This window comes from Brucella lupini, assembly GCF_002252535.1.
GTDB lineage: Bacteria > Pseudomonadota > Alphaproteobacteria > Rhizobiales > Rhizobiaceae > Brucella > Brucella anthropi.
Window position 1 is genome coordinate 1 of the sequence record NZ_NNRN01000017.1, and the last position, 23,850, is coordinate 23,850.

Below are 23,850 nucleotides of genomic sequence, written 5' to 3' on the forward strand. Positions count from 1 at the left end.
CGTCAAAGTTGAAACCACATAAGCCAGCATCAAAGATCGGAATCCGCCACCAATTCGTTTCATGCAACAACGCCTTGCGTATGCATTGCTTGTTTTTCTGTGCTGGATGTTAAAGCTGCTAACTGGTGTGCATGCTGGCTAGCGCCTTTCCCGTACCGTTTCTAAGCGCCGCTCACGGCCCTGTGATTAGAAAAAGCCACACCACCCCTAGACGACCGGTCTAATGAGGCTATATCAGGGGTCATGGAACAGAAAAACGACACACGCTCACAGATACTGACCACAGGACGACGCCTGACAGCCAAGCAGGGCTACACAGGTGTCGGTCTGAGTGCGCTGTTGAAAGAGGCCGGTGTTCCGAAAGGGTCGTTCTATCACTATTTCGCCTCCAAGGAAGCTTATGGCTGTGCGCTGTTGAACGATTTTATGACGGAGTATGGCACACGCCTGAACGCGTCGCTTGCGCATCCGGACATGGATGCACGGTCTCGGTTTCTGACCTATTTCGAAGAGTGGCGGAAAAAACAGATCAGCCCCAACCTCGAAGACCGGTGCTTGGTCGTCAAACTGTCCGCAGAGGTTGCTGACCTCTCGGAGAACATGAGCAATATCTTGCAGAAAAGTGTGTCCGAAATCGTCGCGCGCCTGACGGAGACCCTTGAGCAGGGAACGGACGATGGCACGATCGCCGCGCTTGAAGACCCCCGCTCCACGGCAGAAATGATCTACCACATGTGGCTTGGAGCCAGCCTCGTCGCGAGCCTCTCGCACAGTGAAGCCCCGCTCAATTCCGCTATGAATGCCACAAAGGTGCTCGTTCCAGGAACATAACCCCAAAAATTTTGACACATCTATAGACGACCAGTCTATTCGCGAAAGGAAGCTCATGAAAATCTTCTACAAAACCACCGCAACGGCAACAGGGGGCCGCTCGGGAACCGCCGCCCTCAACGATGGCAGCTTTTCAGTCCAGATGGTTCGCCCGGACAGTGGCGAGGCGGGGGTGAACCCCGAGCAGTTGTTCGCGCTTGGCTATGCGGCCTGTTTTGATAGCGCGATGGAAATGACCGCAAAAAAACTCAAGCTTGATGCCAAAGCGGCATTAACGTCGGTTGAGGTGGGCATCGGCCAACGCGTCGAGGGCGGATACGGACTTGATCTCGACATTACCGCACATCTGCCGGGCATGACCCGCGAGGATGCTGAAAGACTTGTCGAAGCGACGCACCAGGTCTGCCCATACTCCAACGCCACACGCGGAAACGTTGACGTGCGCCTGCACATTGAAACTGAAGGAAACTGAACCCATGAATAATTTTGACTTTCGCAATCCGACACATATCCTGTTTGGCAAGGGCCGTATCGCGGACCTAAAGGATCAGGTTCCGGCTGACGCAAAGGTGCTGATCCTCTATGGTGGAGGCAGCGCGGAGAAAACAGGCGTCCTTGGTCAGGTGCGTGCGGCACTTGCGGGCCGGACCTTGGTCGAATTTGGCGGCATTGAGCCCAATCCGCGCTTCGCCACTGCGCTGAAAGCTGTCGAGGTGATTGGCCAAGAAGGGATCACCTTCCTGTTGGCTGTCGGCGGTGGTTCCGTTATTGACGCCACCAAATTTATCGCGGCGGCGGCCAAATATGATGGCGACGCCTGGGACATCCTGACATCTCGCGGGTCGGTCATCACGCAAGCGCTGCCCTTTGGCACCGTGTTGACCTTGCCCGCCACCGGTTCGGAGATGAACTCTGGCGCTGTGATCACCAATCCCGAGAAGGGCGCTAAGCTTCCGTTTGGTAGCCCGCATTGCTACCCGGTTTTCTCGGTGCTGGACCCCGAGGTCACTTACACGCTGCCGCCCCGTCAAATCGCGAACGGCGTGGCCGACGCGTTTGTTCACATCATCGAACAATATCTGACCTATCCATCCGCCGCGCGCGTTCAGGACGGTTTTGCCGAAACCCTGCTACGCACCCTGATCGAGCTTGGGCCCAAAGCCCTTGAGACGCCGGAGGACTATGACGTTCGCGCCAACCTGATGTGGACGGCAACGCTGGCCCTGAATGGCCTGATCGGCGCAGGTGTCCCGCAGGACTGGGCAAGCCATATGATCGGACATGAGATTACCGCGCTCAATGACACCGACCACGCCCGCACACTGGCTGTCGTGTTGCCGTCACTGATGAACGACCAACGTGGCCCCAAACGCGAGAAACTGCTGCAATATGCTGCCAATGTTTGGGACATCCGCGAGGGATCTGATGATGCGCGGATTGATGCCGTGATCGAGGCAACACGCGGGTTCTTTGAACAGATGGGCATCAAAACCCGACTCGGCGATTACGCAATTGCTGCACCTGAAATTGATCGCATCGTCGCCGCCTTGAAGGATCACGGCATGACCGCCCTTGGCGAACAAAATGCCATCACCCCCGAGGATGCCCGCCGCATTCTTGAAACAGCCTTCTAGGAGATGATGACCATGACACAGACCGAAACAGTAAACCGCCAGCTTGTGCTGGCGGAACGCCCCAAAGGCGAACCGACCAAGGACACGCTTCGCTTGGTCGAAGGGGACGTCCCCTCCCCTGGTGCTGGGCAGATGCTTCTGCGCACCGAATATCTGTCGCTGGACCCTTATATGCGGGGGCGCATGAGCGATGCGCCATCTTACGCCGCGCCGGTGGAAATTGATGGCGTGATGGAGGGCGGCACAGTGGCTCAGGTCGTCACCTCAAAGGTTGATGGCTTTGCGCCGGGCGACTGGGTGCTCAGCTTCAATGGCTGGCAGGATTACGCGCTGTCGGATGGCACGCGGATCACCAATCTGGGCACCTCGCCTGCACACCCGTCTTGGGCGCTCGGTATCATGGGTATGCCCGGATTTACCGCTTGGGCGGGTCTGACGCAAATTGGCGCGCCAAAGCCGGGCGAAACCATCGCCGTGGCGGCCGCAACCGGCCCTGTCGGGGCCACTGTGGGCCAGATCGGCAAGATCCTTGGCTGCCGCGTGGTCGGCATCGCGGGCGGGCCAGAGAAATGCGCCTATGCGGTCAATGAGTTGGGTTTTGATGCCTGTATCGATCACAAGGCAGATGACTTTGCCGAACAGCTTGCAAAGGCCAGTCCCGATGGCATCGATGTCTATTTCGAAAATGTCGGCGGCAAAGTCCTCGACGGGGTCATCCCACTGTTGAATCCGAACGCAAGGGTGCCGGTCTGCGGATTGATCTCTCAGTATAATGCGACTGACTTGCCCGAAGGGCCGGACCGGATGAACTGGCTTATGGGTCAGATTCTGCGCAAAAAGATCAAGGTGCAGGGCTTCATCATCTTTGACGACTTCGGCCACCTCTACCCGGATTTTGCCAAAGATATGGGATCGTGGATCGACAGTGGCCAAATCAAATACCGCGAAGAGATCATCTACGGTTTGGAAAATGCGCCCGAAGCCTTCATTGGCCTGCTGAATGGCGAAAACTTTGGCAAGCGCGTGATCCGCGTCGGCGAGAAAAATAGGAAAATAACATGAAAATTCTGATGGTACTGACATCCCACGACACACTCGGGGACACAGCCAAGAAAACCGGCTTCTGGCTGGAGGAGTTTGCGGCCCCCTATTACGTCTTCAAGGACGCCGGAGCAAACATTATACTGGCCTCGCCCAAAGGGGGACAGCCGCCGATTGATCCGTCCAGCGACAGCGCTGACGCACAGACCGACGACACCCGTCGGTTCAAAGACGATCCAGAGACGCAAAAGCATCTTGCGACGACGCTGAAGCTTTCGGATGTAACCGAAGACGGGTTCGACGCCATCTTCTATCCGGGCGGCCACGGCCCTTTGTGGGATCTGGCCGAAAGCGCGGACAGCAAACGCCTGATCGAGGCCTTCGCCGCCGCCGATTTGCCTGTCGGCGCAGTTTGCCACGCCCCAGCCGTGTTCCGCCACACCCAAGGTGCGGACGGCAAACCGCTGGTGTCTGGTCGCCGGGTGACGGGTTTTACCAACACCGAAGAAGAGGCCGTCGGCCTTACCGATGTTGTGCCGTTCTTGGTGGAAGACATGCTGAAGGCCAATGGTGGCCAGTATGAAAAAGGGGCGGATTGGGCCAGTTTCGTGCTGCGTGACGGAAAACTGGTCACCGGCCAGAACCCCGCCTCATCCGCCGCCGCCGCGCAAGATATCCTCGGGCTGCTGAAGTAGGAGAAAAACGATGGTCGACCTGATCCTGCACCACTATGAAGCCTCTCCCTATTCCGAAAAAATCAGAACTTTGATGGGCTTCAAGGGGCTGTCATGGTCATCGGTCATCGTGCCTCCTATTGCGCCAAAGGCTGATCTGCTGGCCTTGACGGGTGGCTACAGGCGGGCCCCAGTGCTTCAGATCGGGGCGGATATCTACTGTGATTCCGCCCTGATCGCCGCCGAACTTGACCAGCGGTTTCCGGCGCGCGCCCTTGCCCCGAACACTGCGGGCACAGCAACCCCGCTGCTCGACAATTGGGCGGACCGCATTTTGTTCTGGCAAGTGGTTCGTTACAGCATGGGTCTGCGCGCTGATGCCGTTCCCCCAGCCCTGATCCATGACCGCGAGGCGTTTTGGGATCACAAGATTGATCTGGACGGCCTGAAAGCGGATGTCGGCTATCATCGCGGCCAAATTACAACAGTGCCGATCGTCGTTATCCTCGGACCGAATGGCGCTGGCAAGACCACGTTGCTGAATTCGATTTCAGGCGTAGCACAGGCGACCGCCGGCAAGATTTTCTTCGACGGCAAGGATATCACCGGTGCCAGGCCGGAGCAGGTTGTCCGCATGGGATTGACTCATTGTCCGGAAGGCCGCCAGATTTTCCAGCGTCTCACCGTGGAAGAAAACCTGGTTGCGGCGCATATTGGCCGGATGGGGAAAAGCTTCGAAACTCTCCGTCAGGAAGTCTTCGATCTGTTCCCGGTCCTCAAGGAGCGTCGCAACGGCATGGCAAGCCGTATGTCCGGCGGGCAGCAGCAAATGCTGGCCATCGGGCGCGCGCTGATGTCCGAGCCCAAACTACTTATGTTGGATGAACCATCTCTGGGGCTTGCGCCGAAGATCATTCATCAGATTTTTCGCATCATTCTCGACCTCTCTCAGACAGGTATTTCAATCCTGTTAGTGGAGCAGAACGTTCAACTGGCGCTCGAATGTGGGGATTATGCATATCTTTTGAATACAGGTCGCGTCAGGTTGCACGGCCCGGCAAAGGAAATGGTCGATCACTCCGACTTGAGCGAGCACTATCTCGGTGGCGCGTCAGAGGAAAACCTCCATGTTTGAAGTCGATTGGAAAACGCCGCATCTTTGGCGCAAAACGACGGCGAAACGCATTGCTGCGCCGGAATTGTCTGGAGAGCACCGTACGGATGTTCTGGTGGTTGGCGGTGGCTTTACCGGCATGGCCGCCGCGTTGGGGGCTCGCGATTGCGGCGCGGACGTCATTCTACTGGAAGGCAATGAAATCGGCTCGTCAGCGTCGGGCCGTAACCACGGTCTGGTGATTTCCCACCATTCCAAAGCCTCGCCGAGCGAATTTGAAGCAATATATGGCAAAAAGATCGGCGGGAAGTTTAACCATATGGTTGCCCAATCCGCCGATGTCGCATTCGGATTGATGCAACGATTTGGCATTGATGCGCACCAGGTGCAGAACGGCTGGATTCAGCCGGCGCATAATGATGCGACCTTGCGACGTGCACGCCAGTTCCATGACGAATGGAAGGCGCTGGGTGCCGATGTCCAATGGATGGATCGTGCAGAGGTATCGGCCCGGATTGGCAGCCCTTATCTGGGGGGCTGGATCGTTCGCAATTCCGGCCATATCAACCCGTTTGCTATGACGATCGGATTGGCGCAGGCGCTTGAAAAAGAAGGGGTTAGGGTCTTCGAAAACTCGAAGGCTCTTTCTCTGGAAAAAAGCGGTAGTGGATGGCGGGTCAAAACGAGCAAGGGGTCGATCTTTGCTTCACGGGTTGTCCTTGCAACGAATGCGTTGACGGATAAATTATGGCCCGGCCTGCAACAGACGCTCATTCCGTTCAAGGTTTTCCAGGCGGCTACCGAACCCCTGCCTGAAGAACTCCGCGCACATATAATGGTCGGCAATCCTGCCGTGTCCGATATGCGCAACGATCTGCGTTATTTCCATTATGACTGCGATAATCGTCTCGTCAGCGGTGGGACTCATAGTTTTTGGCATAATGAAGCGGAACGGGGCCGCGATAAGGTTGCCCAAACACTGAAGAACGCATTTTCAGCGTTCAAAGATTCCCCAAAAATGACCGAGTATTGGCACGGAACTTTTGCTGTGGTTCCCGATCGCAGGCCACGATTGTACCGGCTTGCACCGGGATTGGTATTCGGTGGCGTTTATTCCGGGCGAGGCGTCGCATTGTCCATGTCCTTAGGGCAGGAGATTGGACGATGGGCGATGGACCGCACTAACGACGAAAACATGCCCCTGCCTATAACCAACATGCTGCCCGTTCCATTTCACCCGGTTGCCACGCAATTGGCCAATCGCATTCATACCTGGCACCGTTTGAAGGACAAGCTTAGTCGTTGATATATATATATTCATGCGGAGTTTCGCGATGCGTTGACCGCTTTTCCCACCAACGAACAGTCTTTAGTAAGTCTTTGACAAGATTAGAATTGGTTGTGCTATAGGTTTCATCAAGTTGGAAGAGCGTCGATTTCCTCAGTATTTTGAGCCTATCGACGATTTGACTCCATGCCTGAGCTAAACGAGAAGCCTTCAATAATGTCGATCTTGACTGGTAATCACGCGCTAGGCGCGTCTTTCACCCTCGAAATTAGAAAACTGAAGTTGTCATCGGATGCATCGTCAAAACGCTTTTGCGAAATTGAGAGCCGCGGCGCTCAAACTTGTCTGAGATTCAACCTGCTGCTTCAACACGCCCGTGAATCAAACAAGTAACAACATCTTTCGCAATACTTAGTTGGATCGACGAAGCCCATTTATCTGGATACTCACGATCTCTTTGGCCAAGGCAATTTTATCGTTCTCAGTTTGAATGCTTCTCGGCTGATACCAGATGGACAACCAGTTGATCGCGCCGAGTATGGCTTTGGCAGCTATCGAGACATCGACCTCCCGAATACTGCCGTCATCGATCCCGTCGCGAATTATCTGCTTGAACAAATCCTCGAACCGGCGCCGGATGGCAATAAGCTCGTTGAGTGTGCGGCGCTGATCTGGCGTGGTTGCCGCCAGTTTGTGCATATGGACGCCTTGCACCACCACGGCTTCGAAAGCGACGTTGGTCATCATGGCTAGTGCATGCGCCATGAGCATCTCCTCAAGTCGGTGCAGGCCGGAGCCGTTCATCGTCGTGACCGGTTCGACAGCCTTGAACAGTCGATTCATACCTTCGCGATGCACGTCGAAGAACAAATCCGTCTTCGATGAGTAGTAGTGATAAATGCGCCCTTTGGTCGAACCCATCCTGCGCGCCACATCATCGATGCTTGTTGTGGCGAAGCCTTGCTCCATGAAGCACTGAGCGGCGGTTTCCAGGATTACGACATTCCCGGTACTGTCCGTTCGGTTATTTCGGCGGCTGTCAGCCATCTGCTACTCCGATCTATGCATAGGTAAGCGGCAGCCTAGCCTAGCAAATTTCGATGCCAAAATGCCACTAGACAAAGCCATGTTCAAGTGCATACTACTCAGTATGTTGTCGATCAATGCGACTACCGTCGATTTCTCGACGCATGGAGGAAGTAATTTTGGAAATTAGCCCTAATTCTGCTGCGTCAGCACTCCGTGCAAACGCAGAAAGCCAGTTCCTGTACTCGGACTGGATCAAGATCGATCAACAGCTTGTGGATCGGTTTGCGGACGTGATCGACGATCATCAATTCATTCACACAGACCCGGAACGCGCAGCGACGGAAAGTGTGTTCGGTGGCACCATCGCACACGGGTTTCTTGTGCTCGGCCTGTTGACCAAGCTCAGCCGCGAGGTTTTGCCGGAAGTTGCGGCCGGTACGGTTGAAATCAACTATGGTTTCGACAAGGTCCGCTTCCTCTCGCCGGTGAAGGTGGGTTCTTCCATTCGTGGCGTATTCAGTCCCAAGTCGGTGCAGCCGAAGGCTAACGGTCAGCTCCAGACCCTTGCAGCGACTGTTGAAATCAAAGACGAAACCAAGCCAGCGCTAGCCGCTGACTGGCTCATACTGACAGTAGGTTGAGGATCACATGGCCATTTCTTTTGAAAATCGTGTTGCAATTGTAACGGGTGCGGGCGGCGGGCTTGGGCGCACTTATGCCCTCGAACTGGCAGCGCGCGGCGCAAAAGTCGTCGTGAACGATTTCGGTGGCAGCCGCGACGGCACCGGCGGGGCATCGGAGGCAGCCGAAAAGGTCGTTGCGGAAATTCGATCCAAGGGCGGTGTCGCCATTGCCGACGCCGGCAACGTCACGAAGTTCGAAGACATGCAGGCGCTGGCGAAGCGCACGGTCGAAGAATTCGGTCGCATCGATATTCTCATCAACAATGCCGGGATCTTGCGCGACAAGAGCTTCGCGAAGATGGAAATGGCCGATTTTCGCGCCGTGGTCGACGTGCATCTTATTGGCTCGGCCAATGCCAGCCGCGCGGTGTGGGACGTCATGAAAGGCCAGAACTATGGCCGCATCCTGATGACGACCTCTACGTCTGGCGTTTATGGCAATTTTGGCCAGTCCAACTATGGTGCGGCCAAGGCAGGCCTCGTCGGCCTGATGAATGTATTGCATTTTGAAGGCGACAAATACGACATTCATGTCAATGCGATTGCTCCCACTGCTGCAACGCGCATGACCGGCGATGTGCTGGATGAGGAAATGCTGGTGCGCCTCGCACCCGAAAACGTCGTTCCGGCTGCTCTCTTCCTCGTCAGCGAACAGACGCCAAGCCGCACAGTGCTTCTGGCAGGTGCGGGAACTGTGGCCCGTATGGCGATTGTGGAAAGTGAAGGCGTTTATCTGCCGAAAGGCGAGCGGACACCGGAAGCCGTTGCGGCTGCTTTCTCAAAGATCGATGACATGACTAATTTCATCGAGACGGATGCCGGTTTGGCGCATGTGGACCGCATCATCGCGACGTCCCGCGCCAATGAGGTTATCGAATGACGGCGTCAAAACCCCGACCGAAGGCTGAACCCCGGTCAGCCTATCGGGAGTTCTACGATATGCAGACGCGCTGGAGCGACATGGACATTTATGGCCACGTCAACAATGTCGTCTATATGCAATATTGCGATGCGGCATTGAACCGGTCGCTGATTGCGTCTGGTGCTCTGGAGTTGAACGGCTCTACACCCATTGGTATCGTTGCGCGCAATTCAACGAATTATTTCTCCGAAATTTCCTATCCTGACAATGTCGTTGTCGGGGTTCGCGTCGAGCATATCGGCAATACCAGTCTGCTGTGGGGTTTTGGCATCTTCAAGGATGACGAAGAGTTGACCGCCGCTGTAAGTGAATATGTGCATGTCTATGTAGACCGAGACACGCGACGGCCGGTTCCGCTGACTCCGGAATTGAAAGAATTGGCCGACAGGCTTTACGTTTCGGCGTCAGTGGAGGAGTTTTGATGAGAGAAGCTGTCATAGTATCAACTGCGCGCACACCGATTGGCAAAGCCTATCGCGGAGCCTTTAACGACACGTCTGCGCCAGCGCTGGCGGGTCACGCGATTGCCGCTGCGGTTGAGCGCGCGGGCATTGATGGCGCGGAAGTAGAGGATGTGGTTCTCGGTGCTGCGCTTCAGCAAGGCACGACCCACATGAATATCGCCCGCACGTCCTTGTTGCGGGCTGGCCTTCCGGTTTCAGTTCCGGGTCAGTCTATGGATCGTCAATGCGCGTCGGGGCTGATGGCTATCGCAACAGCCGCCAAGCAGATCACCGGCGATGGTATGACGATTGCTATCGGCGGTGGTGTGGAGCAGATCTCACTCGTGCAGAACGAGCATATGAACGTCTATCGCTGGCGTGATCCCTGGCTGACGGAGCATCTGCCCGCCACTTATATGAGCATGATCGAGACGGCGGAGATCGTTTCAGCGCGTTATGGTATATCGCGTGAGGCGCAGGATGAATATGCGCTGCAATCGCAGCAACGCACCGCGGCTGCACAGGCCGCAGGCCGCCTGAACGCCGAGATTGTCCCGATCCAGTCCACCATGCTGGTCAAGGACAAGGCCACGGGCGAGGTCTCCGCAAAAAGCGTTGAGCTGGCCATGGACGAAGGCAATCGCCCCGAAACCACACTGGAAGGTTTGCGCGGGTTGAAGCCGGTCTTTTCCGGGGGGCAGACAATAGCGCAGGGTGGCTTTATTACCGCTGGCAACGCCTCGCAATTGTCTGATGGTGCTTCGGCATCTGTTTTGATGGAAGCAAAGGAAGCGGAAAAGCGGGGCCTATCTCCGCTTGGTATTTATCGCGGAATGGCGGTCGCCGGATGCGAACCTGACGAGATGGGTATCGGCCCGGTTTATGCCGTACCGAAACTGCTAAAACAGCATGGCCTGACGGTCGATGATATCGATCTGTGGGAACTGAACGAAGCCTTTGCGGCACAGGTGCTTTATTGCCGCGACAAGCTTGGTATCGACAATGAAAAACTGAACGTAAGTGGCGGCGCTATTTCGATTGGCCATCCTTATGGAATGTCGGGCGCGCGTATGACCGGGCATGCCCTCATCGAAGGCAAGCGGCGCAATGGACGTTACGTGGTGGTGACCATGTGCGTTGGCGGCGGCATGGGCGCTGCGGGCCTGTTCGAAATTTGCTGATAGATACGAAAAAGGCCGGTCAAACCGGCCTTTTTCATGATGTTACCAGCGGCGCTATCAATAAGCGGCTTTATAAATCGCCAAGGCATCCGCCTCAGTGACCTTGCGCGGATTGTTGACCAGAAGCCGCGTCTGTTTCATTGCGTCGCGCGCAAGCAGGGGCAGATCGTCTTCCGTAATATTCACTTCGCGCAATGTCTGCGGCACGCCGAGCTCACGGCTGAGATCCGCCAGTTTTTCGACAAAGGCTTCAGCACGTTTTTCTGCCGACACGGTGCTCAGTTCCGGGAAAACGTCTGCTGCAATTTCCGCATAAATGTGGCTGGCTTCCGGCAAGTTGAAGCGCAATACATGCGCAAGCACGAGCGCGTTGGACAAGCCGTGCGGCACATGGAAATGCCCGCCAATCGGGTATGCGAGTGCATGCACAGCAGCAACCGGAGAATTGGCAAAGGCCTGACCGGCAAGCAACGATCCGAGCAACATAGCGGCGCGTGCGTCGCGGTTGCCGCCCTCAAAGACCGCAGTGCGAATATTGGCGCCGAGCAGTTGCAGGGCGTTGCGCGCCAGCGAACGCGACAAAGGATTGTTGTTGGCCGAAGCTGAAGCATAAGCCTCGATGGCATGGACCATCGCATCGATGCCGGTGGCAGCGGTTACCGCTGCTGGCAAGCCGACAGTCAAATCCGCATCCAGGATTGCCATGTCAGGCAATAGCAGCGGGGAGACAACGCCCTTCTTCTCCGATGCTCCCGTGGTGATGATTGATATCGGTGTGACTTCCGATCCCGTGCCCGCCGTCGTTGGTACCAACACGAGCGGCAGGCGTGGCCCGCGCGCGATGTTCACGCCGTAAATGTCGTTCAGCGTTTCACCGCTTTTTGCCAACAGGGAGGCAACCTTTGCAACATCCATTGATGAGCCACCGCCGATGGCGAGAACGCCAGTCGCTTCGTGGGTGACGATCTGGTTCTTCAGCGCCAGAACATTGCTTTCCGGTGGGTCGGCCTGCACATCATCGAAGATCGAAACGGCAATGCCCGCCTGCTCCAAGGCGTTTGTCGCTGGGGACAGCAGTCCGAGCTTACGCAATCCTTTGTCGGTGACGATAACAACGCGCTTGCCCAATAGGTGTCCGGCAATATCGACAATCTTCGCCAGCCCGCCGGTTTGCAGCACGATGGATGGCGTTGTGTTGAAGATGAAATTTTCCATGATGTTCAGGTCTTTCGATTTTGAGAGATCAACTCGCGCGCTTCACCTTGAGCTCGCGATCAATCGTATCTCCGGTAATGCCTTCGCTGCGTAGTACATGTTTCTGAATTTTACCGCTCGAGGTTTTTGGAAGAGATTCCAAAATTCGTACATAGCGCGGCACCATGAAGCGGGGCAGACGACCTGCGAGAAATTCCAGCAGTTCTCCGGCGACGATTTCCTGCCCTTCGACAGGGGTTACGGCGATCAGAACTTCATCCTCGCTCAGTTCACTCGGGACTGCGATGGCTGCGCATTCCTTGACGGTGTCGTGGAAAAGCACTTCGGCCTCCAAAGCGAAGGAGGAGATATTTTCACCGCGCCGCCGGATGACGTCTTTCAGGCGATCCACGAAGAAATAAACACCGTTTTCATCCTTGCGAAAGCTGTCTCCAGTGTGAAACCAGCCATTGCGCATGGCTTCGACGGTAGCTTTCGGATTGTTGTAATAACCTTTCATGAACGCCCAGGGGCGGTCGGAGCGGATGACCAGTTCACCAGCCGTGCCATCCGGCACTTCGATGTCGTTTTCGTCAACCACGCGCAGCTGATACCAGGGGCGCGGCTTTCCGGCGATTCCCTTTTGCGTGATGCCGGGTCCAGCAACAAGTGGGCTGGCGATTTCGGTCATGTTGTAGATGGTCCATGCCTCGACGCCGAATCTTTCCGCAAATAATGGGCCATCCTCGCCGAACGGGGTAATGAAGGCGCGCCGCAGCGGGTGGTTGCGATCATCCGATGAAACCGGCTGTTTCAGAAGGAAACTCGCCATCACGCCCAGCAACAGGCAATAGGTCGAGTTCGTATCCCGAACGGCCTGCCAGAAATGCTGGGTTTTGAACTCGCGCATCATACCGATGGAAAGGCCACGCGCCAGCATCGCATAGACATAAAGGGTGGAGCCGCAATGGAAGATCGGACCGCAGATCATGCAGCGATCCGTTTCATCGACGCAGTCAAAGGCGTCCGGGCCCATCGTATAAAGCTGCACATAAGAGGTTACGACGCCCTTGGCGTTGCCCGTCGTACCCGAGGTGTACATGATGGCAAGCGTGTCCCACGGCTCAATCGGCTTGTCGAGAACAAGTTCGGTTTCGCTGACTGTTTCCACGTCAGACAAAGGCAGAATTTCCACACCATCGACTGCACAGCTAACAGAGCCTTCGACCACCAGAACCTTGCGCAGTTTGCCGGGTGCGACATCCAGCAATCGTTCCACCAGATCGGCGTGGGCGATCATCAACGGTGCATCCGCATCGTCCAGAATATGTTCCAGAGGGCGACCGAGTGCTGCGGTGTTGATTGGCACATAGACTGCGCCGATATAGTTGATTGCGAACCAGGTGGTGAGCAGATCCGGGCCATTGCCCATAAAACAAAGCACGTGATCGCCGCGTTTTACGCCATGGGATTGCAGCGTTGCCGCGCGCTGGCGAACTCGGTCGCGGGTCGTCTTGTAATCCCACTCCGTCGACGGCCAAAAATGCACGAATGGTGCCGTGGGGCGCTCGGCTGCATATTGATCGAGAAGATATCGCAACACGGAATGGTTACGGTTGAGCGCGCGCTGGTCTGGCGTCATGTTCTGAATTCCTCCTACCCGGCCACAACTAAACCTTCAAAAGAGGGCAGTTGCAAACCTGTTTGGAATATGCAACATACTCGGTAGTATGTCAAAGCGAAAACATCTGGGAGGATGGAAATGGCCATAGTCGATATCAAGCGCGAGGGACCGATTGCGGTGGCGCGCTATGACCGTGGCGGCAAGGCCAATGCTCTCAATGAAGAATCGATCAAGGCGCTCATCCAGGCAGCGGACGAATTATCGGCGGATGACAGTGTTCAGGTCGTTATCATCGCCGGAACCGAAAGCCGCTTTTCCGGCGGCGTCGATCTGAAAGACGAGAACCTGTGGCGCACCAGTGCGGGCGCCGTTGCACGCCACACGGCCATGTCGCTCGGCGGCGTCATGTGCGATCGGTGGCGGTTGTTGCCGCAGATCACCATTGCAGCGGTTGAAGGTCCGGCAGTTGGTGGTGGCGGCATCCTGGCCTTGGCAGCAGATTTCCGCGTTATGGCGGAGGGGGCCTTCTTTCAGTTTCCGGAAGTCCGTCTGGGCATGACGCTGGGTTGGGGCGGGCTGCCCCTCCTGTCATCGCTAATCGGCCCGACGCGCGCCAAGCGGGCGCTTTTCGCTAATGACCGGATCGGCGAACAGGACGCGCTTCATATGGGTCTTTGCGACAAGATTGCCCCGGCGGGCGGTGCAGTCGAAACCGCCAAACTCTTCGCGCAGACCATCGCTGAATGTCCACCCTTGGCCTTGCGGATGACGAAAAGAGCCATTGATCAAGAACACCGCGCCAACTGGGCTGCGCCTTATGAAGCCGACCAGTTTTATCTGGCGAGACTGATTGCGGAAAGCAGCAGCCAGTCGGGCTGACACCGTTATAATTTGGGAGGAGGAAAACATGAAAATGAAATCAATGATGCTTTCGGGTGCGTTTGCCACCATGATGCTCGCAAGCCCGGCTTTGGCAGAACCGGTTCGACTAGGCGTGCTGACGGATATGTCCGGCATGAACTTCGACCTTGCCGGCGACGGTTCGGTCGTGGCCGCAAAAATGGCGGTAGAAGATTTCGGCGGAAAGCTGAATGGGGAGCCTATCGAAGTCATCGTCGGCGACCATCAGAACAAGCCGGATATCGGTTCGACGCTGGCGCGCAGCTGGATCGACGAGAAGAACGTCAAAGCCATCATCGATGTGCCGACATCGTCGGTCGCCATGGCTGTTCAGGAAATTACACGTGACAAGGACATAGCGTTTCTGGCGTCCACTGCAGGTTCCTCGGACCTGACCGGCAAAGCCTGTTCGCCAACGACGGCGCAATGGACCTGGGACACCTATTCCCTCGCCAATGGCACCGGTCGCGCCATGACGCAGGAGGGCGGCAAGAAGTGGTACTTCATTACCGTTGACTATACCTTCGGCCATGCGCTGGAACGCGATACAGCGGAAGCCGTCAACGCAAGCGGTGGCGAAGTGGTGGGTGCGGTGCGTCATCCGCGTGAAACCACTGATTTCTCCTCCTTCCTGCTACAGGCGCAAGCATCGGGCGCTGACGTGATTGCTCTTGCGAACTCGTCAGGCGATACGATGACCGCGCTCAAGCAAGCCAGTGAATATGGCATTACTCAGGGCGGCCAGAAGATTGCGGGTATGTTGCTGTTTCTTTCCGACGTTCACAGCGTTGGTCTCGAAACTGCAAAAGGCCTGACACTGACCACCGGCTTTTACTGGGATTATGATGACCAGACCCGTGCCTGGTCGAAGCGTTTCGGCGAACGGATGAATGGCAAAATGCCGACGATGGTTCATGCAGGCGTTTATTCGTCTGTCATGAATTACCTCAAGGCGTCCGAAGCGGCAAAATCCACCAGCGGCAAGGTCGTGCTCGACAAGATGCGCACGATGGATATCAGTGACTTCTTCGCTCGCAATGCAAAGCTGCGCGCCGACGGTCGTATGGTTCACGACATGTATCTTGTTCAGGTCAAGTCGCCTGAGGAGTCCAAAGGTCCGTGGGACTATTACAAAGTTCTGCGCACCATCCCCGGTGACGAAGCATTCCGCCCGCTCGACAAGGGCGGCTGCCCGCTTGTGACGCAGTAAAGAGGCTTTTTGGATGACAGCTTCGACTGGCAATGTGACGGCTCTGCGTGAAGCAGGGCCGGCGACCTCGACTTCTCTATCGCGGACCGCTGCGCGTCCTGTTTTGTCGGCGCGCGGCTTGGGCAAGTCGTTTGGCGGCTTTTATGCGGTGAAGAATGTCGATCTTGATGTGGAACACGCCCGCGTTCATGCGCTGATCGGCCCGAACGGGGCTGGCAAGACGACGGTGTTCAATCTTCTGACCAAGTTTCTGCAGCCGAGAAGCGGCGAGATCACGCTTCTGGGCGAAACCATCACCAAAACCGACCCGGCCAAAGTGGCGCGGATGGGACTGGTGCGTTCGTTCCAGATTTCGGCCACCTTCCCGCATCTCACCGTGCTGGAAAACGTCAAGGTGGCGCTGCAACGCCCGAACGGTCTTGCCACGCAATTCTGGCGTTCGCTTTCCGCGCTGGACCGGCTGGATGCGAGAGCCGTCGAGCTTCTGGAGCGCGTCGGCCTTGCCGATGCCCGTCATGCACTGGCTGCCGATCTGTCCTATGGCCGCAAGCGGGCGCTCGAAATCGCCACCACGCTGGCGCTTGATCCGAAAGTGCTGCTGCTGGATGAGCCGATGGCTGGCATGGGCCATGAAGACGTTCACACCATTGCCGCCCTCATTGCCGATGTCGCGAAGGACCGCGCCGTTTTGATGGTGGAACACAATCTCAAGGTGGTGGCCGATATCGCCCACCATGTCACGGTGCTGCAACGCGGCGAGATCCTCGCCTCCGGCAGCTATGCCGATGTCTCGAAGGACGAGCGCGTGCGCACCGCCTATATGGGAACCGAACATGAATAAAGGCCAACCGCTCCTGTCCGTGCGCGGGCTGAATGCCTGGTATGGCGAAAGCCATGCCCTGCATGGCGTCGATCTCGACATCTGGCCGGGCGAAACCATCACGCTTTTGGGCCGCAATGGCGTCGGCAAGACGACAACCTTGCGCGCCATCATGGGCATCATCCGCAAGCGCACCGGCACGATCACGCTGGAGGGCAAAGACATCATGCGCGTGCCTTTGCATCGCATCGCCCATGCGGGTCTTGGCTTCGTGCCGGAAGAGCGCGGCATCTTCGCCACGCTCAGCGTGCACGAAAACCTGCTGCTGCCGCCGGTCGTCGCCAAAGATGGCGACAGCCTCATGTCGCTTGACGAGATCTACGCGCTTTTCCCGAACCTGCATGAACGGCGCAATAGCCCCGGCACCAAGCTGTCGGGCGGCGAACAGCAGATGCTGGCCATCGCGCGCATCCTGCGCACCGGCGTCAAGGTGCTGCTGCTGGACGAGCCGACCGAAGGTCTGGCGCCTGTCATCGTGCAGCGCATCGGCGATGTGCTGGTGGAACTGAAGAAGCGCGGCATGACCATCCTTCTGGTCGAGCAGAACTTCCGCTTCGCCGCCAAGGTCGCAGACCGCTTCTATCTGATGGATCATGGCGTGGTGACGGAGAACTTCCCAACCGCCGAACTTCCCGACCGCATGGCGGCCCTGAACGAAGCGCTGGGAGTCTGACATGACAATGATTTTTGGAATCCCCCTGCAAGCGCTTCTCGGCCAGTTGCTGGTCGGCCTCATCAACGGCTCGTTCTATGCCATGCTGAGCCTTGGCCTTGCCATCATCTTCGGGCTGTTGCGCATCATCAACTTTGCGCATGGCGCGCAATATATGCTGGGCGCTTTTGTCGGCTATCTGCTGTTGAGCTGGCTTGGCATCGGCTATTGGCCAGCGCTTATTCTGGCTCCGATCATCGTCGGTCTTGGCGGTGCGATTGTCGAGCGCGTGGCGCTGTCACGGCTTTATAATCTCGATCCGCTTTACGGCCTGCTCTTCACCTTCGGCCTGGCGCTCGTGATCGAAGGCACATTCCGCTATTATTATGGTGCTGCCGGACAGCCCTATGCGGTGCCACCGTCGCTTGCAGGCGGCAATAATCTCGGCTTCATGTTCCTGCCGAATTATCGCGCCTGGGTGGTCGTGGCTTCGCTGATCATCTGCCTTGGCACCTGGCTTCTGATCGAAAAGACCAAGCTTGGCGCTTATCTGCGCGCCGCCACCGAAAACCCGACACTGGTAAAAGCTTTCGGCATCAATGTGCCGCTGCTTCTCACCTTCACCTATGCGCTGGGTGCTGGCCTTGCGGGCGTTGCCGGCATCATGGCCGCCCCGATCTATCAGGTCAGCCCGCTGATGGGTTCGAACATCATCATCGTGGTCTTTGCCGTGGTGGTTGTCGGCGGCATGGGATCGATCCTCGGCGCCATCATCACCGGCTATGTGCTGGGTCTGGCCGAAGGGCTCACCAAGGTCTTCTATCCGGAAGCCTCCAGCATCGTCATCTTCGTCATCATGGCTATCGTCCTTCTGGTGCGACCCGCCGGACTGTTCGGGAAGGAGGCCTGATATGGCTGATACCGCTCTTAAAGCAACGGCTGCAAGCCATAGCGCCACCCCGACCCGCAAACCGGCGATCAACAGCCTGTCGGCTGTCATCCTCATCATCGCCATCATCGCGCTGGCCGCCGCACCCTTCGTGGTCTACCCGATCTTCCTGATGAAGATGCTGTGCTTTGCGCTGTTTGCCTCGGCGTTCAACCTGCTGCTCGGCTATACCGGCATTCTCTCGTTTGGCCATGCAGCCTTCTTCGGCGGTGCGGCCTATATCACCGCGCATACGGTGAAGGAATGGGGCGTGACGCCGGAAGTGGGCCTGATCCTCGGCATTCTTGCCGCCGCAGCGCTTGGCCTCGTCATCGGCTATCTGGCCATTCGCCGACAGGGCATCTATTCGACCATGATCACGCTTGCACTGTCGCAGATGTTCTTCTTCTTCTGCCTGCAGGCTGCCTTCACCCATGGCGAGGACGGCTTGCAGGGCGTGCCGCGCGGATATCTGTTTGGCTTCATCGATCTCAACAATCCGATGAACATGTATTACTTTGTGCTGGCGCTGTTCGTGCTCGGCGTGTTTGCCATCTGGCGCATCATCAACTCGCCCTTCGGCATGATCCTGAAATCGGTGCGCGAGAATGAAAACCGCGCCATATCGCTCGGCTACTCCGTCAATCGCTACAAGCTGGCCGCTTTCGTGATGTCGGCTGGTCTTGCGGGCCTTGCAGGCGGTCTGAAGGCGCTCGTCTTCCAGTTTGCAACGCTGACCGATGTCGGCTGGCAGATGTCGGGCGAAGTCATCTTGATGACACTGCTTGGCGGGATCGGCACGCTGATCGGGCCCATCGTCGGCGCTGCCTTCGTCGTCGCCTTGCAGAACTATCTCGCAACGTCCGACTTCCCCGTAACCATCGTTACCGGCATCATCTTCATGGCATGCGTCATCCTCTTCCGTAAAGGTATCGTCGGAGAGTTCTATGCCTGGCTAGAGCGGAGGAAATGAGCATGAGCGAAACGTTACCCATTTATCGCACAAGCGTTTCGCCAAGCTGGATCGACTATAACGGCCATATGGGGGACTATGCCTATGGTATCGTCTTTTCCGATGCGGCGACCGCGTATATGAATCGAATTGGCATCGACGCTGTTTATCGTGCAAAAAACAATGCCACGCTCTACACGCTCGATAGTCGTATCGGGTATTTGAAAGAATGCCATGCCGGTGAAACATTGCAGGTAGAACTGGCCTTGATCGATGCCGATCACAAACGTTTGCATGTATTCATGAGATTGTTCACTGCCGATGGGGAGATATTGGCGCTTTGCGAGCAACTCTTGATGCACGTAAGTCGAGAAGGGGAGCATCCACGAGCAGCAAATCTGCCGAAAGAAGTGCGAGATGTCGTCTTGGCAGATCTCCGATCCTCGAAGTCTGTTGAGAAACCGGAGTGGATTGACAGGCGTATTGGTCTGTCTCAGATCGTCGCCCATGAGACTAAGTTGGATTACCGTTCGTGAATAAAGATTGAGTATTTAAACCGGTTGATTCAAAGCTTCGATTTGGAGGCAGCTTTGGGCGAACGGATAGGTCCGATGGACGATGAGTGGGCGGTGGTTCATCTTCGTCCAGCAAATCAGCTGGCGCGAGCATTGGCTATTCTGTCGGGATTGGACTGGGCAGGGCCACCGGAGGCTGGAGCTGGGGTGCAAACGGCGGCTCGGGCAAGTCGAACAGCAATGGCACAACGCAGGTTAATAGCCTCGCTACCGGGTCCGGCGATATCAACATCGAATCCGGTCGCGACACCAATCTGAAGGATGCGGTAGTCGAGAGTGAGACAATTACCGCCAATGTCGGGCGCGATCTCAACATCATCTCCGTTCCTGATACGGGTGAAAGCTCCAACAAATCGTCTTCGTTCGGTGTCAGCGGCTCATTGAGCGGCGGAACGCCGAAAGTTACCGGTGTGTCGCTGGGCTTCGGAACTGGCTCCGGTGAAACCAACTGGATCAGCGAGCAGTCTGGGCTCGTGTCGAAAGGAGAGATGGATGTTCGCGTCGAGGGCAATACGCATCTTGGTGCCGGAAGGATCATCTCTAAAAGCGGTGATCTGAAGCTCGATACCGGTAGGCTAACCCATGAGGATTTCTCTGGTTCGAAGAAACATGAAGGCTTCGACATTCAGGCCAATATCGACCTGACGCCGAAGAATGTAGATGGCGACAAGCAGCAGCCGGATCAGACGTCACAGCCGCGAACAACACGGCACTTATCAGCTCGACGATACACGTCCGGAAGTGCGTGCCACCGTCGGGACGGGCGAGATCATCATCCGTAACAAGGACAAACAGGCCGAGCTTGAAGCTCGCGCCAGACCAAAGACCTTGCCGCGCTCAGCCGCGATCGTGACAAAGCTTACGAGATCACCAAGGATAGCCAAAGTTCTTGACTGGCAATCAGTGCGTTTGATGTCCATGCGGTAGCAAACCAGACGAAAGCATGATTTCGACTGCAGATTATCTCGGACGCCCTATTACCTTTGCAAATAGAAAACGGCTCGTGCTGACCGTCAAAAATCGGTCCTTTAATGTACGGCTATAGACCGACGAAAGCACATCATGGTGCTCGTCACGCGATATGGCGATATTTAGCAGTGAGCAGTTCATCACATTGTTAGACGAAGAACCGGTATGGCGGGCGATTATCCAGAATTTGAATAAAGGAAAACACTTCACGCATTACGTGGATCTAAGGAATTGATATCGTGTTCTGAGCAATTAATATTCTTTCGTGACTTTAGAATGGGCGGCCTACGATGGAAAAAAATAAAGACCAAATTGGCTCTGATCGACTTGGTTCGGCTTACGCGAAACATCGCATTTTGTTGTCGGTAACACCTGCTTCGCAACCACAACTCGGCGAAAGCGATCTCGATCCACGGGATTGGCTCGCTGCAATTGTTGACGGTTCAGACGACGCCATCGTTAGCAAGGATCTGAATGGCATTATTAGAAGTTGGAATAGAGGTGCCGAGCGCCTATTCGGTTATCATGCCGAGGAAGTCATCGGAAAGCCGGTCACGATCTTGATACCAGACGATCGGCTTGACGAAGAACCAGCTATTTTAAGCGAAATTCGAAAGGGAAACCGAGTCGATCATTTCGAAACAATTCGGAAGCGGAGAGATGGTACGCCAATCGATATTTCATTAACGATTTCACCTATTCGAAACACAAACGGCGTTATTATTGGTGCATCAAAAATTGCACGCGACATCAGCGAGCGCTTGGAGGCTCAAAGCCAACAAAAGCTCCATATGGGCGAAATGCGTCATCGCGTGAAAAATTTGTTCGCTCTGGCAAACGGAATCGTCTCATTGAGCGCAAGATCGGCTACGCAGGTTGATGAGTTTCGCGAGGTGGTTCAGGCGAGATTGGCCGCACTTGCCAGGGCGCATGAACTGACGATGCCGACATGGGATGATGCCGATGTTACGATCTCGTCGGTCCCGTTGCAGAACTTGTTACATACTATTCTAGAGCCTTATGGTGAAAACAATTTTCATATCACTGGCCATGATCCTGCCGTCACAGGAAAGTCGCTGACAAATCTCTCGCTGCTTTTGCATGAGCTGACAACGAATGCTGCCAAGCACGGTGCATTAGCGAGTTCTGAGTGCGAGCTTTCGATAGATATTCAAGAGTCGTCTGACACTATTTTCATTTATTGGCTTGAAACAGGTAATGAGTATCATGATGACCAACCCAGCGAGGGGTTCGGTACAAGACTGGAAAGGGCACTGGTGTCGGCCTTGAACGCAGGCTTTGATCGATTGTGGGTGGAGAATGCCCTCAAAATATCAATTTCACTTCCAAAAGCGCTACCCGAATAGGGTGTGCTTCCGTGGCATCCTTGGCGGACAATCAATGCAAATCAACACGTAAGGCGCAACCGGCTTCCATTTTCCTCGGTCCAGATGTGAAAGGCTCGTAGTCTGTATCATCGCTTGATTTATGGATCAGCGATATCGGAAGAGTTCTGTGTCAGGAACTGTCTCGCCTGTTATGGCGGCTGTGATATTTTGAGCTGCAATCATCGCGAAGGTAATTCCGTTGCCACCGAAGCCCATAGCGGTAAAAATGCGCTCGTAACCTGGAACTCGGTCGATGATCGGCAAGCCATCTTTGGTCACACCGAAAGGAGCTGACCAAACATAGTCGGGCTTATCAATTGTCACTCCGATGAGGTCTTCCAGCTTACGAATGATGATTGCCGCTTTATCTGCGAGTTTCTTCGAATCCTCATTGCTATTTTGCGCCTGTTCGTCCTCGCCACCGGCAATAATACGACCAAACGCATCGGTTCTGAGATAAAGATAGGGATCTGCAGCTTCCCAGACGAGCATATCTCGCAACCAAGGTGGCGCGTTTCGCAAAGGCTTTGAAGCCAACGCCCAGGTCGATGTGATACTGTGCGATTTCGCCTCCATTTGAGGCAGATATTCGTAGCCGGTGCAAAATACTGCATGTTCAGCAACCAGAACTTCGCCTCGACGAGTTGCCAAGGCTACGCCTGAAGGCAACTCTGCCATATCCGTAATCTCGACGGGCGAAACGATCTGGGCATTACGGGTTAGAACCGTGTGCAACAACCCTGCGGTAAGTTGCGCGGGATTAGTTGATGCAGAAATGTTCGACAAAATTGCTGCGGGGCGATTCAATCCAAAGCGCTCCAAGAGGACTTCGTGACTAAGATAACTGGCGCTGATGCCAACTTTGTTGCGCGCAGCTGCCTCATTGGCAAGCGCTTTCGCTCCCATCTCATCGCCAGCCAGGTAAAGCGCTTGCTTTGCATGCATTTGGCAATTGAGCTCGAGCGTACCCGACAAATCAATCAGGTCGCGGACGGCCTGCGCTGACCGTAACCAGGCAGCATTCGCTTCATTCTCACCAATTTTACGGCTTAGTCGGCTCAGGGGGACGTCGATCTCATGTTGGATCATTGCTGTCGATGCTGATGTCGAGCCGCGTGCCGGAGGACGCCGATCAATAATCAAAACGCTTTTTCCCCTGCGCGTCAACGCTTCTGCCGTCAGTGCTCCAGAGATACCTGCTCCGACGACGATTACGTCAAAAGCCCTACGGGGAAGATGAGTTTCTGCTTGAACGGTGGAATTGGGTGTTTTTATCCAGAAGGGAATGCCTGTTCGAAGGTCGTCTTTTCGAGTTGCGGTATCATGATCGGGCATGAACGATCTCCTCCAAATGTATTCTACGATAAATTTGGCAAAGACCCTCTGATATTCAAGGACGTCTGTAATTCTGTTGTAAGTCCGCACGTTCAGTCGTTATGCCGGACAGATATCAGACTCAATGAGGAACAATCACCCGGATGAAATGTTCGGTTTTCTTAGAGATGAGAAAGGATTGCTCAATGGACGTGCTGCAATTTGATGTCAAAACTACGTGGCCAACCTTAAATGGTGCCGTTCTCCTGCCAAGGTCAGGAGATCCTACAGAACTCCCACCCGCTGAGCCGGAAAAGCAACCGAAACCACCACCGGAATCAATACCCGATAGCGAACCCGCTAGTCCGGATGAACCCGAGCAGGGCGTTGGTGCATCAATCGCCGGTGAGTTTCAGAGTTTTTA

24 protein-coding genes and 1 pseudogene are annotated in these 23,850 nt (G+C 55.6%); 21 read left to right on the top strand and 4 right to left on the bottom strand.

Features of this window, described 5'->3' with window-relative positions:
* The first annotated feature begins 243 nt into the window (after nt 1–243).
* The 7 genes from CES86_RS01185 to CES86_RS01215 are packed head-to-tail and all read left to right on the top strand — an operon-like array spanning nt 244 to nt 6,600.
* Nucleotides 244–831, top strand: coding sequence for a TetR/AcrR family transcriptional regulator (locus tag CES86_RS01185; protein ID WP_009573561.1), 588 nt, complete (start codon nt 244–246; stop codon nt 829–831).
* A gap of 55 nt (nt 832–886) precedes the next feature.
* Nucleotides 887–1,303, top strand: a complete 417-nt coding sequence (locus CES86_RS01190) for an organic hydroperoxide resistance protein (RefSeq protein ID WP_094513350.1) — start codon at nt 887–889, stop codon at nt 1,301–1,303.
* 4 nt (nt 1,304–1,307) lie between these two features.
* Nucleotides 1,308–2,465, top strand: a complete 1,158-nt coding sequence (locus tag CES86_RS01195) for an iron-containing alcohol dehydrogenase (RefSeq protein WP_050525841.1) — start codon at nt 1,308–1,310, stop codon at nt 2,463–2,465.
* A 12-nt stretch (nt 2,466–2,477) separates the two neighbouring features.
* Nucleotides 2,478–3,527 (top strand): NADP-dependent oxidoreductase, encoded by a 1,050-nt coding sequence (locus CES86_RS01200; protein ID WP_094513382.1) that lies wholly within the window; start codon nt 2,478–2,480, stop codon nt 3,525–3,527.
* Nucleotides 3,524–4,201, top strand: a complete 678-nt coding sequence (locus CES86_RS01205; protein ID WP_094513352.1) for a type 1 glutamine amidotransferase domain-containing protein — start codon at nt 3,524–3,526, stop codon at nt 4,199–4,201. Before CES86_RS01200 ends, CES86_RS01205 begins: the two co-directional genes overlap by 4 nt.
* Nucleotides 4,202–4,211: 10 nt before the next feature.
* Entirely contained in the window at nt 4,212–5,315 is a 1,104-nt protein-coding gene (locus tag CES86_RS01210; RefSeq protein ID WP_094513353.1) for an ATP-binding cassette domain-containing protein, read from the top strand.
* Complete coding sequence (locus tag CES86_RS01215) at nt 5,308–6,600, top strand: NAD(P)/FAD-dependent oxidoreductase (RefSeq protein ID WP_094513355.1); 1,293 nt, start codon at nt 5,308–5,310, stop codon at nt 6,598–6,600. Before CES86_RS01210 ends, CES86_RS01215 begins: the two co-directional genes overlap by 8 nt.
* A 393-nt stretch (nt 6,601–6,993) precedes the next feature.
* Here the strand turns inward: CES86_RS01215 and CES86_RS01220 are convergent, their stop codons facing one another.
* A complete protein-coding gene (locus tag CES86_RS01220) occupies nt 6,994–7,629 on the bottom strand; it encodes a TetR/AcrR family transcriptional regulator (RefSeq protein ID WP_094513356.1) in 636 nt (211 codons plus the stop codon).
* Nucleotides 7,630–7,787: 158 nt separating this feature from the next.
* Here CES86_RS01220 and CES86_RS01225 point away from each other — a divergent pair, with 158 nt between their 5' ends.
* Genes CES86_RS01225 through CES86_RS01240 form a run of 4 tightly spaced genes read left to right on the top strand, consistent with a single transcriptional unit; the run spans nt 7,788 to nt 10,840 of the window.
* Nucleotides 7,788–8,252, top strand: a complete 465-nt coding sequence (locus CES86_RS01225; RefSeq protein WP_094513358.1) for a MaoC family dehydratase — start codon at nt 7,788–7,790, stop codon at nt 8,250–8,252.
* A 7-nt stretch (nt 8,253–8,259) separates the two neighbouring features.
* A complete protein-coding gene (locus tag CES86_RS01230; protein ID WP_094513359.1) occupies nt 8,260–9,174 on the top strand; it encodes an SDR family NAD(P)-dependent oxidoreductase in 915 nt (304 codons plus the stop codon).
* A complete protein-coding gene (locus CES86_RS01235) occupies nt 9,171–9,638 on the top strand; it encodes an acyl-CoA thioesterase (RefSeq protein WP_094513360.1) in 468 nt (155 codons plus the stop codon). The genes CES86_RS01230 and CES86_RS01235 overlap by 4 nt, the downstream gene beginning before the upstream one ends.
* On the top strand, nt 9,638–10,840 hold the full coding sequence (locus CES86_RS01240; RefSeq protein ID WP_094513361.1) for an acetyl-CoA C-acyltransferase: 1,203 nt from the start codon (nt 9,638–9,640) through the stop codon (nt 10,838–10,840). Before CES86_RS01235 ends, CES86_RS01240 begins: the two co-directional genes overlap by 1 nt.
* Before the next feature lie 57 nt (nt 10,841–10,897).
* Here CES86_RS01240 and CES86_RS01245 read toward each other — a convergent pair whose 3' ends face one another.
* On the bottom strand, nt 10,898–12,055 hold the full coding sequence (locus tag CES86_RS01245; RefSeq protein ID WP_094513363.1) for an iron-containing alcohol dehydrogenase: 1,158 nt from the start codon (nt 12,053–12,055) through the stop codon (nt 10,898–10,900).
* 28 nt (nt 12,056–12,083) lie between these two features.
* The gene (locus CES86_RS01250; RefSeq protein WP_094513365.1) at nt 12,084–13,676 is read right to left on the bottom strand and encodes an AMP-binding protein; all 1,593 of its coding nucleotides are present in this window, start codon (nt 13,674–13,676) and stop codon (nt 12,084–12,086) included.
* Between the two features lie 120 nt (nt 13,677–13,796).
* On the opposite strand from CES86_RS01250, the gene CES86_RS01255 reads away from it, so the two are divergent.
* The 9 genes from CES86_RS01255 to CES86_RS01295 all read left to right on the top strand — a co-directional run bounded on the left by CES86_RS01255 (nt 13,797) and on the right by CES86_RS01295 (nt 22,091).
* Nucleotides 13,797–14,537: an enoyl-CoA hydratase/isomerase family protein gene (locus CES86_RS01255; RefSeq protein WP_094513366.1), complete on the top strand. Its 741-nt coding sequence runs from the start codon at nt 13,797–13,799 to the stop codon at nt 14,535–14,537.
* A gap of 28 nt (nt 14,538–14,565) precedes the next feature.
* Nucleotides 14,566–15,768 carry an ABC transporter substrate-binding protein gene (locus CES86_RS01260; RefSeq protein WP_094513368.1) on the top strand — a complete coding sequence of 401 codons (1,203 nt, stop codon included), beginning with the start codon at nt 14,566–14,568 and terminating at the stop codon, nt 15,766–15,768.
* Between the two features lie 13 nt (nt 15,769–15,781).
* Nucleotides 15,782–16,609, top strand: a complete 828-nt coding sequence (locus CES86_RS01265; protein ID WP_094513369.1) for an ABC transporter ATP-binding protein — start codon at nt 15,782–15,784, stop codon at nt 16,607–16,609.
* The gene (locus tag CES86_RS01270; RefSeq protein ID WP_094513371.1) at nt 16,602–17,321 is read left to right on the top strand and encodes an ABC transporter ATP-binding protein; all 720 of its coding nucleotides are present in this window, start codon (nt 16,602–16,604) and stop codon (nt 17,319–17,321) included. Before CES86_RS01265 ends, CES86_RS01270 begins: the two co-directional genes overlap by 8 nt.
* Before the next feature lies 1 nt (nt 17,322).
* Nucleotides 17,323–18,210: a branched-chain amino acid ABC transporter permease gene (locus CES86_RS01275; RefSeq protein ID WP_094513372.1), complete on the top strand. Its 888-nt coding sequence runs from the start codon at nt 17,323–17,325 to the stop codon at nt 18,208–18,210.
* Nucleotide 18,211: 1 nt separating this feature from the next.
* A complete protein-coding gene (locus tag CES86_RS01280; protein ID WP_094513374.1) occupies nt 18,212–19,201 on the top strand; it encodes a branched-chain amino acid ABC transporter permease in 990 nt (329 codons plus the stop codon).
* A gap of 2 nt (nt 19,202–19,203) precedes the next feature.
* Entirely contained in the window at nt 19,204–19,716 is a 513-nt protein-coding gene (locus tag CES86_RS01285) for a thioesterase family protein (protein WP_167387078.1), read from the top strand.
* A gap of 86 nt (nt 19,717–19,802) precedes the next feature.
* Complete coding sequence (locus CES86_RS01290) at nt 19,803–20,537, top strand: hemagglutinin repeat-containing protein (RefSeq protein WP_094513377.1); 735 nt, start codon at nt 19,803–19,805, stop codon at nt 20,535–20,537.
* 477 nt (nt 20,538–21,014) lie between these two features.
* On the top strand, nt 21,015–22,091 hold the full coding sequence (locus CES86_RS01295; protein ID WP_094513379.1) for a PAS domain S-box protein: 1,077 nt from the start codon (nt 21,015–21,017) through the stop codon (nt 22,089–22,091).
* 126 nt (nt 22,092–22,217) lie between these two features.
* On the opposite strand, the gene CES86_RS01300 is transcribed toward CES86_RS01295, so the two are convergent.
* Entirely contained in the window at nt 22,218–23,447 is a 1,230-nt protein-coding gene (locus CES86_RS01300) for an NAD(P)/FAD-dependent oxidoreductase (protein WP_094513380.1), read from the bottom strand.
* Between the two features lie 185 nt (nt 23,448–23,632).
* Between CES86_RS01300 and CES86_RS27660 the strand changes: the two are divergent.
* Nucleotides 23,633–23,850: pseudogene (locus tag CES86_RS27660) on the top strand (hypothetical protein); the annotation flags it as partial.